Source organism: Paenibacillus montanisoli, assembly GCF_003268025.1.
Lineage (GTDB): Bacteria > Bacillota > Bacilli > Paenibacillales > Paenibacillaceae > Paenibacillus_Z > Paenibacillus_Z montanisoli.
In genome coordinates this window covers 96,775-112,487 of the sequence record NZ_QLUW01000005.1, presented here as the reverse complement: position 1 = coordinate 112,487, position 15,713 = coordinate 96,775, and the positions used below count along the sequence as shown (strand labels likewise).

Annotated in this window: 12 protein-coding genes and 1 riboswitch; of the genes, 10 read left to right on the top strand and 2 right to left on the bottom strand. The window is 54.1% G+C overall.

Annotated features, from left to right (window positions below; translation table 11 throughout):
• Positions 1-8: 8 nt before the first annotated feature.
• The 5 genes from DL346_RS23145 to DL346_RS28835 all read left to right on the top strand — a co-directional run bounded on the left by DL346_RS23145 (position 9) and on the right by DL346_RS28835 (position 5,611).
• On the top strand, positions 9-1,721 hold the full coding sequence (locus DL346_RS23145; RefSeq protein ID WP_240633379.1) for a CotH kinase family protein: 1,713 nt from the start codon (positions 9-11) through the stop codon (positions 1,719-1,721).
• The gene (locus tag DL346_RS23140) at positions 1,711-3,195 is read left to right on the top strand and encodes a CotH kinase family protein (protein WP_165822636.1); all 1,485 of its coding nucleotides are present in this window, start codon (positions 1,711-1,713) and stop codon (positions 3,193-3,195) included. The genes DL346_RS23145 and DL346_RS23140 overlap by 11 nt, the downstream gene beginning before the upstream one ends.
• 25 nt (positions 3,196-3,220) lie before the next feature.
• A complete protein-coding gene (locus DL346_RS23135) occupies positions 3,221-3,928 on the top strand; it encodes a polyphosphate polymerase domain-containing protein (RefSeq protein ID WP_112884765.1) in 708 nt (235 codons plus the stop codon).
• 22 nt (positions 3,929-3,950) lie between these two features.
• Complete coding sequence (locus DL346_RS23130; RefSeq protein WP_112884764.1) at positions 3,951-4,631, top strand: DUF4956 domain-containing protein; 681 nt, start codon at positions 3,951-3,953, stop codon at positions 4,629-4,631.
• 330 nt (positions 4,632-4,961) lie between these two features.
• Positions 4,962-5,045: riboswitch (cyclic di-GMP riboswitch) on the top strand.
• A gap of 32 nt (positions 5,046-5,077) precedes the next feature.
• Complete coding sequence (locus DL346_RS28835) at positions 5,078-5,611, top strand: hypothetical protein (protein ID WP_133257563.1); 534 nt, start codon at positions 5,078-5,080, stop codon at positions 5,609-5,611.
• A 138-nt stretch (positions 5,612-5,749) separates the two neighbouring features.
• Here DL346_RS28835 and DL346_RS23125 read toward each other — a convergent pair whose 3' ends face one another.
• Together DL346_RS23125 and DL346_RS23120 are read right to left on the bottom strand one after the other, a co-directional pair.
• Positions 5,750-7,159, bottom strand: coding sequence for a DUF4832 domain-containing protein (locus DL346_RS23125; RefSeq protein WP_112884763.1), 1,410 nt, complete (start codon positions 7,157-7,159; stop codon positions 5,750-5,752).
• 14 nt (positions 7,160-7,173) lie between these two features.
• Entirely contained in the window at positions 7,174-8,178 is a 1,005-nt protein-coding gene (locus DL346_RS23120; protein WP_112884762.1) for a copper amine oxidase N-terminal domain-containing protein, read from the bottom strand.
• A 291-nt stretch (positions 8,179-8,469) separates the two neighbouring features.
• Between DL346_RS23120 and DL346_RS23115 the strand changes: the two genes are divergently transcribed.
• From DL346_RS23115 to DL346_RS23095, 5 genes are all read left to right on the top strand, one after another.
• Entirely contained in the window at positions 8,470-11,532 is a 3,063-nt protein-coding gene (locus DL346_RS23115) for a S8 family serine peptidase (RefSeq protein WP_133257562.1), read from the top strand.
• Positions 11,533-11,558: 26 nt separating this feature from the next.
• Positions 11,559-11,804: a DUF1146 domain-containing protein gene (locus DL346_RS23110; protein ID WP_112884760.1), complete on the top strand. Its 246-nt coding sequence runs from the start codon at positions 11,559-11,561 to the stop codon at positions 11,802-11,804.
• A 225-nt stretch (positions 11,805-12,029) separates the two neighbouring features.
• Complete coding sequence (gene murA, locus DL346_RS23105; RefSeq protein ID WP_112884759.1) at positions 12,030-13,442, top strand: UDP-N-acetylglucosamine 1-carboxyvinyltransferase; 1,413 nt, start codon at positions 12,030-12,032, stop codon at positions 13,440-13,442.
• A 170-nt stretch (positions 13,443-13,612) separates the two neighbouring features.
• The gene (gene spoIID / locus DL346_RS23100; protein ID WP_240633378.1) at positions 13,613-14,785 is read left to right on the top strand and encodes a stage II sporulation protein D; all 1,173 of its coding nucleotides are present in this window, start codon (positions 13,613-13,615) and stop codon (positions 14,783-14,785) included.
• 104 nt (positions 14,786-14,889) lie between these two features.
• The gene (locus tag DL346_RS23095; protein WP_112884757.1) at positions 14,890-15,630 is read left to right on the top strand and encodes a M23 family metallopeptidase; all 741 of its coding nucleotides are present in this window, start codon (positions 14,890-14,892) and stop codon (positions 15,628-15,630) included.
• Positions 15,631-15,713: the final 83 nt, after the last annotated feature.

The window sequence follows — 15,713 nt, the reverse complement described above, 5'->3', positions numbered from 1 at the left end:
AGGATGACATGAACAAAAGAAATAAGGGCTTGTTGACGTGGGGAACCTTGGCGGCCATGCTTGTTGTCTTGAGCGGTTGTACGGCAGCGGACCGAACGAATGATCAGCCGGCTGCGAGCAAGATTGAATTGGCTGCAGCCTTTAGCGCGAAGCTGGTTGAAGATCGATCGGTCTATCAACAGGACAGTCCGACTGATGTGGTAGACCTTTACATAACGGTTTCGGCCATGAATAAAACGGCGGAGCATCCCATGACATGGTCGAAGCTCAACAGCATTATGACCAAAGAGGAAAATACGGATGAGAAGACGATGGAAATCATCATTCAAGAGGGCGATGAGCAGTCGCCGAAGTCCGGCATGTTTGGCTTTGGCTCTACGCATCCAAATGCGCAGATCAGCTTGAGGGGAAACTCCTCCATCGCTGCGCGCGCAGATCAAAAAAGCTACAAGGTGAAGCTCTTCGACAAAGCCGGGCTTTGGCGCAGCCAAAGTACGATCAACCTCGTCAAGCACGCCTATGATTTTACGCGAATGCGAAATAAAATCAGCTTCGATATCTTTAAACGGCTTCCCGATTTCACAAGCTTGCGAACCCAATACGTTCGTCTGCATGTGAAGGATTTGACCGGAAATGTGCCCGGCTTTCAGGATTACGGTCTATATGAGCAGATTGAACAGCCGAATAAAGCTTTTTTGCGTTCACACGGCCTTGATCCGAACGGGCAATTATACAAGGCGGCTAACTTTGAATTCCTGCTCGGCGAAGCTCTCAAAATGAAAGATGACCCTGCTTATGACCAGTCGAAGTTCGAACGAATTTTGGAGATAAAAGGAAGCGACGACCATTCGAAGCTGCTTAAGATGCTCCGGGATCTGAACGATCTTTCCTTGGATATTGACGATGTCGTCGATCGTTATTTTGACAGAGATAACTTCCTGACTTGGCTGGGGACGAATATCCTTCTGGATAATGTGGATACGAACTCGCAGAACTTCATGTTGTATTCGCCTTTGAACTCGGAGAAGTGGTTTTTTCTGCCGTGGGACTATGACGGGGCGCTGGGATACTATGATTATAAAGGCATTCCGACAGAATCGCGGGCGAGCTGGCATCGGGGGATCCACAATTATTGGGGCGTAAAGCTGGAGAACCGCTTCTTCAAGAAACCTGCGAACGTTCAGCAGCTGCTGGACAAAATCAAGGAGCTGAAGACGTACATTAACCCCGACGAACTAGGCAAGCTTATCGGCACGTATAAACCGATCGTGAATGAGTTTGTCAGCCGTACGCCGGACTTGTCCTCCCTGCGCTACCCCTACTCGGAGTGGAACGGCGAGGTAGAGCGGATCAAGCAGCTGCCTGTCTTGAATGAGCAGAAGTTTATGGCTGCGCTCGAGAACCCGATGCCATTCTATCTCGATGAACCGCGTGCCGAGGGCGGCAAGCGCCGGTTCGATTGGGAGATCTCGTACGACTTGCAAGGAGACGAGATCGGTTATAAGTTCCAAATCGCGAAGGAACCGTCATTTGCTCGCCCGATCTTCAAATCGGAGAAGCTGACTGCAAATTCCGTCACGATCGATGAACTGCCGCCGGGACATTATTATTTCAAAGTGGAAGCTCGAGATGCAAAGGGCAATGCCACGCCGGCTTTTGATACCTTTAGTCATGTGGATGATAACGACTACTTCGGCGTTAGGGAGTTCTATGTCGAATAAGAAGATTGGAATTTCACTCTTGCTGGTGCTGGTCGCAATCGCGATGCTCGGCTGGCGCTTGATGGAACGGCAGAGCAGTAACGAGGGAAAGTCTCATCAGGATGTGAGTTACAATGCGGAACCTCGCTTCTCTCTTCAGCCAGGATGGTATCCGGAAGGTACTAAGCTTGCCATCGCATTAAGCGGGGATGAGCGGATGAAGGGAAAGCTGGTCTACACCTTGGACGGAGCGGAGCCGACTGCGGCTGCTACTGCATACGATAAGCCCATTGTACTCGATCGAACGGTGCTGGTGAGAGCCAAGCTATTTTACGAGGACGGCACGGCCGGACCTGAAACGGCCGGTTTCTTCGGCATCGGAGCAAAGCCGGCCTTGCCTGTAGCGGTTGTGCTCGCCAACCTGGACAGGCTCTCGGAGGAGACGATTCCGGCCCGCTTCCAATGGTTCGACCCGGAGGGTGCGCTTGCCTATGAAAGCGGCGCTGGAATGGAGTTGTTTGGCGGCGAATCGCGTCTGCAGCCGCAGCAATCATTGGAATTGAAGGCGAAGAAGAAGTATGGCGGGAAGAGCTTTGCATACCGGTTCTTCGATCAGCGGGAGCGGAAAGCGTACAATTCCATTATTCTTCGGAACGGCGGGCAGGATTTCCCGCTGACCCATATGCGCGACAGCTTGTCTTCGCTAATTGCGGAACCGATCTTGGAAGATGTGCAGGCGTACAGACCTGTTGCGGTTTACTTGAATAATCGCTATTGGGGCATTTATGATTTGCGCGAGAAGCTGGATGAGCAGCTGCTTGCCGATCGTCATGGCCTTGAAACCAAATCCATCGATTTGCTTGAATCGGACGGCGAAGCGAAGGCCGGCGGCGACAAAGCATTCAAGCTGCTGCTCGAAGAGCTGCGCGATGCGCGGTCTTCGTCACCGCCGGACATTCGGAAGCTGGAATCGATGATCGATACGGATAATTTGTTCGATTACATGATTGTGGAGGCTTATATCGGCAATACGGATTGGCCTGACCACAATATTCGTTACTGGCGTTCCGATCAGCACGATGGCAAGTGGCGCTGGCTCTTGTACGACGCCGATCTCGGCTTTGGGAAAGCGGATGAGCCGACGTTGAACAGACTGTTATCTCCGGCGCTGGCCTCGCATCCGTCCGTGGAGCTGTTTCAAACCCTGCTTCAGGATGCCGGCATGCGTGAGCGGTTCCTAAAAAGGTTCGGTACGCTGTTGAACGGTCCGCTGAGCACGGAGACGGTTACGGCCGCAATTGATCGGGCGCGGGCTGCGCTTGAACCGGAGATGGAACGCCATCAGGAACGCTGGGGCGGGACAGTGAGCGGCTGGCATGCGGAGACGGACAAGCTGGTAAGCTTCGCTGCCAAGCGGCCTGCCGAATTGACGAAGCAGGTACGGCAGCAGTTCCGGTTATCGGATGCGGAGATGAACGCTTACGGGCTGAAGTGAAGGTCGCAGGAAAGGCGGATAAACGATGCAGTTTGCGGGGAAGAAGCTTCGACATGAATTGAAGTACTATATCCATTATCACGAGTACTTAGGGCTTCGCGAACGCGTTGGCTCCGTGCTTCGGATGGACGAGAACTCCATCGGCCGGGAGGGTTACCATATTCGCAGCCTGTATTTCGACAATGTGCATGAGACGGCGCTGCTTGATAAGAATAACGGCATCTTCCAGCGCAAGAAGTACCGGATTCGCATTTATAACAAGAGCGACAGCTTGATCAAGCTCGAACGCAAAAGCAAATTTCATGACTATGTCGCAAAAGAATCGGTTGGCCTGACGCGCGAGCAATTCGACAGCCTTATCGCAGGCGACTTTGAATTTCTGCCGGAGCTTAATCATCCGCTGGCCAGAGACTTTTATTTCGACACTAAGCACGGCTTCTTGAAGCCGGCCGTCGTCGTCGACTACATCCGGGAAGCGTATATCTACCCGGTCAGCGATGTACGAATTACATTCGATAAGTGCTTGAAGGCGAGCGTGCAGTCGCTTGATATGTTCGATCAAGATTTGCCTATGATCGAATCGATCGAAGGGCCGAAGACCATTCTGGAAGTGAAATATAATCAATTTCTGCCGGATTTCATTAATGGCCTCGTGCAAATGTCCGCCGCGAACCGGTCTACGATTTCCAAATATGTGATTTGCCGCGAAAGAAGAAAGACCTTCGCGGATTAGGTTAAGGGGGAGGCGGGCGTACGTGGGGGATACCATTAATTTTCAAGAAGTGATCAAGAGCAGCATTCTAGAGCTTGAAGCCTTTAGGCAGGTATCGATAGTGGAAATCGTCGTGGGCTTGCTTATTTCCTTCCTGCTTGGCATGTTCATCTACTGGACGTACTACAAGACGTTCCGGGGCGTGGTCTACAGTCACAACTACAACCTGACATTCGTGATTATGACGATGTTGACAACGATTGTCATTATGACGATCAGCACGAATATTGTTCTCTCGCTCGGGATGGTCGGCGCGCTAAGCATCGTCCGATTCCGGACGGCAGTTAAAGATCCGCTCGATATAATGTATATGTTCTGGTCGATTACGGTGGGGATCGCAACCGGGGCGAAGATTTACCCGATTGCGATTTTAGGCTCGATTGCAGTCAGCGCCGTGCTGTTTATACTGGCGAAGCGCGAGAGAAAGGACTTGCCGTACTTGTTGATCGTGAATTATGAGGAGCGGGCGAGCGATCAAGTCAGAGCGGTGCTGCGCAGAAAGAAGCATGTATTGAAATCCAAGACGGTGCGCAAAGACATGACGGAAATGACCGTGGAAATCCGCTTGAGCGACGATAACACCTCATTCGTCAATCAGATATCGAACTTCGATGGCGTCAAGGATGCCATCCTCGTAAGCTACAATGGGGACTATGCGCCATAAGGGCCGCGATTAGAAAGAATAGAACCTCTCTTCCGATTAGCGGATGAGAGGTTCTTTTTGATTCTGATATTATCATTGGTCATCGTACCCTTTTCTTAAGCTTTATAGCTTCACTTTGATTAATCTTAGCAGTTGTTGAAAGCATTGCAGCCTGAAGTAGTTTCAAAGAGAATGCCACTTTCCAATATATAGATTAGAGTCTATATAATATAATCTTATATGTATTATACATAAATGTACCTTTGGCCTATACTAAAATAAGGGATTAGGACTATGATCTGGTTATTTCGCTAGTGGCGCCGCTAGAGAATAAGTCCCATTTTGTATCATAATCTACAGGGGAGCTGAGAAGTTCAGTCTATATATGGACACTTGGACTGAATGGAGCGAATAGTGTAACCGACCCTCCTATTAGTATACAGATAATACTTTGGGAGGAATTTTCTTTGAAGAAAAAAATCGCGGTTTTGGCTCTAGCACTAACATTATCCTTATCGGGTTCTGCTCTTGCTTCAGTTACATACGATTCCAGTACAGGAATAGGTACTGTGGGTAAAGGTGATGTTCAACTCGCTTTGAACTACAACAATGCTCAAATGCAAGCGAACGCTTCGAGTTTAGTATTCTCGCAAGAATCGGAAGATGAGTACCTTATAACGGTTGAATGGGATACCGCCGAAGGTAAAAAACAAAAACACCATACTCAAAAGCAGCACAAAACGTCAACATTAGCCGATACGGTTTCGTATGACACAAAAGTAAAAAAACAAGTTGTTGGGTTTAACTTGACAGGAATTTCTTCTACTGTCGTTGATGGTCCAGCTCTACCAGTAGTAGGCGACATTCTTGTTGATAATGAAAATATTCAAAAAACAGTAACAGCAGTAACTCTACTTTCTCATACGGAAAGTGGCTTAAAAGTAAATGGTGTGGTAATCCCTATTGCACCGCCTGTAGTAGAAGGGCCAGTTTTACCATAATAAACAATAAGTTAATGAAAAGCTGGTGGGTGTACTCCACCGGCTTTTTTGTTGCTTCATATACACTATATCCTATTCAACTATCCTGCCCGCTAGCTTAATCAGAAAATCAACAACAAAGTTTAACAAAGCCTTGAATTAAGGGGATGTAATGCTCACTGCGCCTAAAAGATATCTGCCGTCTTCCCTTTTGCCGCTAATGGCGAGCTGAATGCCCGGCTGTCCTGTTTCCGGGTCCAGAATGGCTGCCGTCACTTGATAGATTCCATCCGGCAGACCGGCAGGAACAGGCAGCTCTGCGGATATAACGGAATGGCCTGGCAGCCAGGAGCGAATATCCGTGCCCGTTATCATCGACGTGCGGATAGCTCCCGTTTCGTCCGTCAAACTTAGCTCCAGCGGCCACTCGAAATAGAATGGCGCTACGCCGCGGTTAAGAATGGAAAGTTGAACATGGAGCGGCTGGCCCGCCTGAATTTCTTCCTCATGGGATTCCTCTGTGATCACGAATCGGTAGCCGATCGTATTGAGGAAACGGTCGATGTTGGGCTGCATCGGACCGCCGAGCGGTTCTTTCAACGGTGCGTAGGGTCCCATCCAGGAAACATGAGTCAGTTTAGCTTCGAGAATCGCTTCCTCGATCGTATCGTCTGCCAGCAGGCTGCTGTCACTGGAGAATTCGCCTCCGCTAGGCGCATTCTTCCAGAAGTCGGGCATCGCAGGCTCTTCTTCTTTCGTCAGCCAATTGGTATAGCCATTCGTATACCAGTTCAGGAATTCGTCGATCGTAGCTTCCCGGTCGCCGAACGCATCATTGAACAAGCCCATCCCGTTTTTCTTCGCGATCGCATGCGGTCTGCGCATCATAAGGGGTTTGTCCGTAAAGTAGTCGATGTAAGGTTGGACATACTTGTCCGCGATCGCCCGTTTTGGAAAAGGAATCGGCTTTTCCGTATCATTGCCGTCATAGGTGTGCCATTCTCCCCAGTGACCTAGACTGCCGAGTTCGACAAAAGCAATGGCTGGATCATCATTGTAGCGTTCGCCCAGTTTCTTAATGAGCTGCCTGTGATATTGAATGAGCAAAGGGTTCGCATAGTCCGGGCTAAAGCCTTTGCCGTATCGGTTATCGTAAATGGTGCCTTTCTTGCCGATCTCTTCGTACAGCCACTGGGGGATGTCCTTGTGGGCCGTCTTCCTCGGATAATCCATGACAATACGAATGACAAGCTTGACGTTCTTCTGCTTCCACAGCGCCAAATTAAAGTCGCGCTCAATCTCATCAAAGGCATAGACGCCTTTGGCCGGTTCAAGCTCAGCCCAGCTGATATTGGCATGCGCAAGCCGGAACGGCTGCGTCGCATCGTCATATCTGGCATCGGCCACAAATCCCGTATAAGGGTTATCCAGCACCAGCGAGGGTGTTTCAGCCGGTATAAATGAAACGCGCGGAGCTTCGGAGGAAGCAAAGAGCTCCCTCCAGGCATAAAAGGAAACGAATAGGATGCAGACGGTGAGAACCGCTAGCATCATGGAACGTTTGAACATGTGAGTGCCTCCGCTTAAGCTGATGATTTGGAAGAAACGATTTGGATCGCGGCCGTCGGCTTCTCCCAAATGACGAGCGCGCCGAGCGATTCGCTGATGAACCGCAGCGGTACGAAGGTTACCCCGTTCGACAGTACAGGCGCTTCGGCTAGAATGAGCGGTTTTTGATTAACGGTGGCGTGTATGCTGCCGACTGCGAGCCTCAGCGTTAACCCGGATTTATTCGCTTGAATGGAACGGTCTTTGGCATTCCATCTGACGGCGGCGCCGAGCTTCTCGAAGATGCCGCGCATCGGAACGAGCGTCGTGCCTCGCGAAATAAACGGCTTCTGCGCGTAGAACTGCTCCCAGCCGTCAATGAAGACGCGGGGCGCCGCCGACTGATCGCGGATTCCAATGATGCCGAGCAGCGGCGAGGCGCACACCGCATCGCCGGAGGGAGCGGCTTTGCAGGTCAAGTCCGGGCCGATCGCTTCATCGGCATCTTGAAGATTCAGCTGCAGCGAATAACGTAATTTGCCGCTGTCCGCAGCCAGCGAGTACCAGCCATCATGCTGATCTTGTATGTATAAGTTGCCCGCAAGATCCGCTTGGAGCGTATCAAGGCGCAACTTCTCCCCTTCAGGGGGCTTATAGGTCCAGTAATGCTTTGTGTTACTCGAGATTACCGCGTTTTCATTCGCCGAGATACCGGCCGGAATGGGAACAAGGAAGGACGAATCACTAGAGTGCTGCAAAGCGGGCTCCCCGGATGGCAGGATGGCGGCCTTCTTCCCCGCGGCCATATAGTAGAACGTATTGTCGGCGGAAACGAATAGGCTGCTGATTCGGTCCTTGCTTTCCATGCGCCACGCGATGTCAAATCGATCGTCTCCGGTGAGAGTAGCGTGTATCGTACGGCCGGGCGCCGGAAATACAATGGAGCGGGTCTGGGGTGCGAGCATATCCGATGCAGCTGTAGGAGAAACTTGCAAAATGGCCAGAGCCGCTGAAAGCAGAACAATCCTTTTTTGGCGCAAAGCGATGCCTTCCTTTATCTATGGAATCGAAAGATGAATCTAGTATACTTGAAAAGCGCGGAAGGCTGCATGAGACAAGGAAAAAAATGGCCCGTTTCAGGGGCTTGTTCTTTCTTCGTGAGTTCATGCAATCTTTAGATTAAGCCATGCCTGTAGCTGCATAAAATCGGAGTACATAGCCTTTTAAGGGGGCTAACGATTTTCTTAATATTATGCAACAATTTCTTATAGGAAAACGGGACTGGGGGAGCGAAAGGTTTCAGATCACATTTTGCGGGTTAAAGGCAGACTATGATGAAGAACTTTATGCGGTATTCCATCAACCGAATAGACTATAACAGGCCAAGCGATGCAACGCCGGAAGTACCGGCGTGCGGCTTGGCTTCACGCGCCTGCGCAGGCGACGGCGCGGCGCCCGCGGGCGGCTGCGCGCAGCCGCCCGTCGCTCCGCGCTCGCGGCGCTCGCGCCTCGCGCGCCTCGCGCTGCACGCGGCGCTCGCAGCGCTGCTGCTGTGGAGCGCCCCTGCGGGAGCGGCCACCGCCGCCGCTGCAGGGGCCGCTCCCGCGGCCTTGCCGCCTGCGGCGGCAGCCGGCGGCCCGCCGATCGCGGCGGCCGCGGCCAACCCCGCCGCCGCGGGCGGCCACGATGAGCCCGCGCCCACCGGCGGCTGGCTCATCAAATGGCGCGACCCCGAGCTGGCGAAGCCGCTGCCGGGTACGCGCGTGCTCCGCCGCCTAGCCATGCCGGGGGCGGCGGCCGTGGACGTGGTCCGCCCCGAAGACCCCGGGGCGGACACGTCCGAGTGGCTCCTCCGGCTGCAGCGGATGCCGGAGATCGCCTATGCCGAGCCGATCAGCAGGGTCCGTCTGCTTGCGGCGGAAGTCCAGCCCAACGATCCGGAGCTGCCGAAGCAGCATCACCTGGATCAGATTGGGGCGAAGGCGGCCTGGTCGAAGGCTCATGACCAGAAGGCGCTGACCATCGCGCTCATCGATACGGGCGTCGATCTGGGCCATCCCGATCTGAAGGATAATCTCGTTGCGGGCACCAATCTCGTAAGTCCGGGCAAGCCGCCCGAGGACGACAACGGGCACGGCACGGCCGTGGCGGGGGTGCTGGCCGGCGAGGGGAACAACAAAGCGGGCATCGCGGGCGTGCTTTGGCATGCCAAGCTGATGCCGATCAAAGCGCTCGACCAAGACGGCTTCGGGGACGAGGAGCGGCTGGGCAAAGCGATTCTTTACGCCGTCGACCACGGGGCGAAGATCATCGTGCTGTCCGTCGGCCTCTACCGCTATTCGCCCTACCTGCGGGACATCGTGCAATATGCCGAGTCCAAGGGGGCGCTGCTCGTAGCCGCAAGCGGCAACGACGGATTGGCGCTCGGCGCGAAGGCTGAAGTGAAGTATCCGGCTGCCTATGCGACGGTGCTGGCGGTCTCGGGGGCTGACCCTGATGGACAACCGGAGCCGCGCTCCAATGCCGGTTCGGAGATCGACCTTGCGGCGCCATGGCATGTCTATACGACTGCGCCGGGAGGCGGGTATAAACACGAGGAAGGGACCTCTATGGCTGCGCCGCAGGTGGCCGCCGCAGCTGCGCTGGCGTGGGCGGTTCATCCGGGATATAAGCCGTATCAGGTACGCGAACTGCTGCGCCAAACGGCGCGGGACATCGGAAAACCGGGGGTGGATGATGCAAGCGGCTACGGGCTGCTACAGGTAGACCGTGTGGTCACGGGACTGCTGAAAGCAGACGGCTACGAGCCAAACAATACCAGGCAGGAAGCGCGGAAATTTCCGCTGGGCAAACGGATCGGCGCAGAGCTTGCCGGCGGATCGGACCGCGACTGGTATGCCTTGGATGCGCCTTATGACGGCGTCATATCCATTCAGCTGCAGAGCTTGACGACGCCGGGCACGACGACGCCGATTCTTCAGATGACGCATGTCGCAGGCGGCACCGTTCGAGGAACAAAAGAAACGAAACTTGGGAACCAAACCATCGACTGGCACGTTAAGAAAGGGAGGAACGAATTTGAGCTGCGCTTCTTTGACAAGACGACAAAGCAGCGGCTCTCTTATTTGTTGACCTCAACGTTCGAGATCGCTCCCGATGCTTATGAAATCAACGACAAGCCGTACCAAGCGTTTACGCTAAAGCCGCAATCCCAGCAGCTGACGGGCAATTTTCATCAAACGGGCGATCGTGACTGGTATGCGATTCATTTTGAAACGGGAGGCACGTTGAAGCTTACGCTCTCCACCGATTCCGCGCGGATCGATCCCGCGCTGGCTTACCAGCGGCAGGGAGAAGCGCTGCACGAAATCGATGAGAACGGCGAAGCCGAAAGCGAGGTTTCGGAACAGATCCAGGTAACGCCGGGTCTGTATTACATACGCGTTCACAACGGGCTGTCGGCGCAAGCCGGCCCGTCTGCTGCGGCGTATACGCTAAACCTGAAGCTGATTTCGAAATATACGGATCCTAACGAGCCCAACGACAAGACGTACGAAGCTACCGGTGTTGCCCCCGGATCGAACTATATGGGGGTCATCGGGGCAAACGATGCGGATTGGTACCAGCTGCGGACGGACAGCGAAAGCGTGCTGTCGGTACAGGTTAGCGGCATTCCGAGTGGCATTCGGATGAAGGCGGAGGTGTTTGACAAACGGCAGAAGCCGTTATTCACCCTGCAATCGGCACGGAACCAAACCCGCATGGCCAAAGAACAGCGTGTACAAGCGGGTCTGTACTATGTCAAAGTGACGGCGAACAGCAGCTTTGACAAACAATATTACGGGCTTCGCATCGGTGCCGAGCCGATTGTGGCAGGGTTCCGCGATATCGACGGCCATTGGGCCGAGGATGCGATCGCTTCGCTCAGCAAGTCCGGTATCGTGAAAGGGAGCGGGAACTACCGCTTCCATCCGGACAAGAGCATTACAAGGGCCGAGGCTGTCTCGATGCTCGTCCGGGCGTTTGAGCCTGTGCCGATAAAAGGAGCGGGCTTTAGCGATGTGCCGGCAACCCACTGGGCGTATACCGCGATCAGTGAAGCATCGGGAACCGGTTGGATCGGCGGCTATCCGGGCGGAGCGTTCGGTCCAAGCCGGCCGATTACCCGCGAGGAGATGGCGTCCATCCTGCTGCGGGTGCTCCGATTGAATGCCGGCCGCCCCAATGCGTCGCCGTTTAGCGACGTCGAAACGGCGCGCTGGTCGTCTGCCGCGATTCAGGCCATGAAACGGAGCGGGCTGCTTGGCGGTTATCCGGACGGCAGCTTTAAGCCGGAGCGAACCGCAAGCCGGGCAGAGTTCGCGGCGCTGCTGCTCCGGGCAGTGCAGATGTAGAAATTGTGTAGCAGGGAGTCAATCACATGGATCAATTTGCCGCGAATGCCGGCGTACATGCGCTTCTTTCCATCCTAATCGAGCTGTTCAGCATTGCGCTGGCATGGATTGCCTTGCAGGAGCTGAAGTTAACGTCCATTCTGAAGAGGCCGCGGAGCGGGCAGGCAAGACTGCTGCAAATTATGCTCGCGATCGTGCTGGGACATGGCTTTGCGGACTTCGTGTTGTCTTACTGGAACTGGTCCGGGCTGCTCAGGGGAATTGTCGAATAACTAGGGGGAAAGATGTCAACAATGGGTAATACATGACGGTACAAAACCCGAAATCGGCTTCGAATAGTATAGAACTTGGCATTTCATAACGAATTTCGACAGGCAGAAAATAACGCTTGTCGATTGTTGTAAGCTGATGGTAAGATGTAGGTTGGGTACGGGGGTCCGTACCATTAATTGTGCAAAAAGGTAAATGAATCTACTGCACGCGGAGGGAAACTTGAGATGAGCAAAATAATCGTCCGCGGCGGCCAGCGACTATCCGGAAATGTTCGTGTAAGCGGAGCAAAGAATGCCGTATTGCCGATTCTCGCTGCCACGTTACTTGCTAAGGAAGGCGAGAGCGTCATTCATGACGTGCCTAATCTAGACGATGTAATGACCATACAACAAGTGCTTGCCGCATTAGGCGGAAAGCTGACATATGACAATGAAACGATGCGGATTAACGCTGAGCAATTAACCTCATTCGAAGCGCCTTATGAATGGGTGCGCAAGATGCGCGCATCCTTCCTCGTAATGGGACCGCTTTTAGCAAGGCTCGGCCGTGCGAGAATTTCCCTCCCTGGCGGCTGTGCGATCGGCACGCGTGCGATTGATCAGCATTTGAAGGGCTTCGAGGCGATGGGCGTCGAGATCGTCCTTGGCCAAGGCTTCATTGAAGCGCGCAAAGAAGGCAAGCTGAAGGGGGCTAAGATTTACCTCGACGTTGCCAGCGTAGGCGCAACTGAGAACATCATGATGGCGGCCGTGCTCGCCGAAGGCACGACGACGATCGAGAATGCGGCGAAGGAGCCGGAGATCGTCGACCTCGCCAACTACCTGAACGCGATGGGGGCGAAGGTTCGCGGCGCCGGAACGGGCATTATCCGCATTGAAGGCGTTGAAGAGCTGAAGGGCGCTAAGCACTCGGTCATTCCCGACCGCGTTGAAGCGGGCACGTTCATGATCGCGGCTGCGATGACTGCCGGCGACGTTCATATCGAAGGCGCAATCGGCGAGCATTTGGCGCCGGTCATCTCCAAGCTTGAAGAAATGGGCGTAGTGATCACCGAAACAGAGAACGGCTTGCGCGTCGTGGCACCGAAGAAATTGAAGTCCGTTGACGTCAAGACTTTACCATACCCTGGATTCCCGACGGATATGCAGTCGCAAATGATGGCGCTTCTCATGGTTGCCGAAGGCACCAGCATCGTGACGGAAACGATTTTTGAGAACCGTTTCATGCATGTCGAGGAATTTCAGAAAATGAGCGCGCATATTAAGATCGACGGCCGCATGGCCATCGTCAGCGGCAGCACGGCGTTGACGGGAGCGAAAGTAACCGCAACCGATCTTCGCGCGGGCGCTGCGCTAATCTGCGCGGGGCTGTGCGCGGACGGTGAAACCGAAGTGACGGGCCTTCACCATGTGGACCGCGGTTATGTCGACATCACCGGCAAGCTTGCGGCGCTAGGCGCCGACATTCGCCGCGTCGATCCGGCACCGGCAGAGCCGGTCTATGCGAAAGTGCTCGAAGGCGTTGCAGCTGCACTGGAAGAAGCGGAGCCCGTTGCCGTTGCGGCAATGGCATCGGCCGAGCCGGCGAAGCGCGAGAAAGAAACGCCTCGTCTGAAGGTTCAGCCGACCTGGGCGTAACACCTTACACATAACTGTTGATAAAGCCTTGTTCCCTCTGAGGAGAGCAAGGCTTTTTTGCTTTTTTCCGTCCATTCTTCCTTTCGGTACTATCCTACTTGTCAGGTTCATAGACTGTAGCAAGCAAGAATTAAGAGATAGGAGAATGGCGTAAGAGGAAGGAGCGGCGGATGGATCGAGTGAGATGGCGGACAGGCAGTTCGAGGCGAGGGCGGCCCTCGGCGAGCGGATGGTTGTTCTATTTTATGTGGGGGCTGCTGCTGGTCATGCTGGTTCGAGGAGTCGTCTACCTTAACGAGCGTGGCGAAGGGAAGGAATCGGGCCAGACGCAGGAAGCGGCAATGACGGCGACAGCCGGGGAAGAGGGCGTGCAGGAGAGCGCAGAGCCGGCTATCGCGCAGAAGAAGCCGGTGCAGGACAAGCCTGCTTCCGGACAAGCCGCGGCCGGGCAGGAGGAAGCGAAGTCTGCTAAGGCGCTAAGCGCGTATGACCGCATGTGGGTCAATGTATACCTCACCGAGGAGAAACGGATCGAGAAAATGCCGATTGAGCTGTATGTGCGCGGCGTGCTGGCCGGCGAAATGCCGATCGATTTCGAGCTTGAGGCGCTGAAGGCGCAGGCGATTGCCGCACGCACCTATATTTATAAGCGGCTGCTGCAGCAAGACCGCAGCGGGCTGGGCGACGAGGCGAAGCAGGCCGATGTGAACGATACCGTCATGAACCAGGTGTATGTCTCGCTTAGCCAGCTGCTGTCGCGCTGGAGCGGAACGGATAAGGAAGCGAATTTGGCGAAGCTGAACGAAGCCGTGGAGCAGACGAAAGGACAGATTGTCACATATGACGGGGAGCCGATCCAGGCGTCTTTCTTCTCTACAAGCAATGGCTATACGGAGAACGCTTCGGATTATTGGGATATGGACCTTCCCTATTTGCGCAGCGTAGCGAGCCCCTGGGACAAGACAATCTCTCCGAAATATAAGGAAACGGTCACCATGTCGCTCAAGGCATTCAGCGCCAAGCTTGGCGTGAAGAAGAGCGCGGTCAGCCAAATGCGCATCCTGGATACGACGGAAGGCAAGCGCATCAAGACGGTTTTGATCGGAAGGGACAAGTTCAGCGGCAGAGAAATCCGGGAGAAACTGGGTCTTGCCTCTTCGCAATTCCACTGGACGATCTTAGATGACGAGATCCGCATAACGACGTTCGGCTACGGCCATGGCGTAGGCATGAGCCAATGGGGCGCTAACGGCATGGCGATGAAGGGCCAAACGGCGGACCAGATTCTCGCACACTATTATACCGGGACGAAGCTAGAGAAAGCGGCAGGCCTGCTAGACTAGCGCAGCGGCCGCGACTCTCGTTCTCTAACAATCTCAAAAAATGTTAAACCCTCACGTATAAACTGCTAGGTTGTGGCAACAATGGCTAGTGAGGTGATCGAACAATGAGTGATAAATCAAAGTTCAATGAAGAAGCTCCCAAAAATGTAGTGGGAGGCACTGCCGTCAAACCGTCTGCATGGAGAAAGCTGCTTTCTAAGAAATGGGCAGCACCGTCAGCATTCCTAGCCGCGGCAGCAATTATCGTAACCTTAATGTGGCTCTATGGGGGAGCTGGAGAAACTAGCGACAAACCAGCCAGCACCGACGTAGAAGTTACACAAGGAACGACGGATGAAATGACGGAAGATCAAGTGCCGGCTGATGACGCTGCAGTTCAGGTATCGGAATCCGAACTGATGCAGTGGCCGGTAGACCGCAGCCAGCTGGATATCGTAGCGCCGTTCTATGACGCGAAAGCTTCCGGCGAAGAACGTCAGGCTGCTCTGATTCAATCGGGCAACACATTTGTAACGAACATGGGGATCGACTTCGCGAAGAACGACACCGCATTTGACGTATCGGCAGCGCTCAGCGGCCGCGTCGTGGTAGCCGAGAAGCACCCGCTGAACGGCAACATTGTCGAAATCAAGCACGCGGACGGCATCGTAACGGTGTACCACAGCTTGACCGACGTACAGGTTAAAGTCGGCGACGAAGTCAAGCAAGGCGCGATCATCGCAAAAGCCGGCCGCAGCGAGCTGGAGAAAGAGCTGGGCGTCCACCTGCACTTCGAAGTGCGCAAGGACGGCAAGCCGATCAATCCGAATACGCTGATCACTAGCGCAAGCGCTACAGAGAACTAATTTCACAAGCAGTACTTTTGAAGGCAGGGAAGTCCCTGCCTTCTTTTTTTTGCTCCGATTAGGCGGTTTGGATGCCCCGGAAA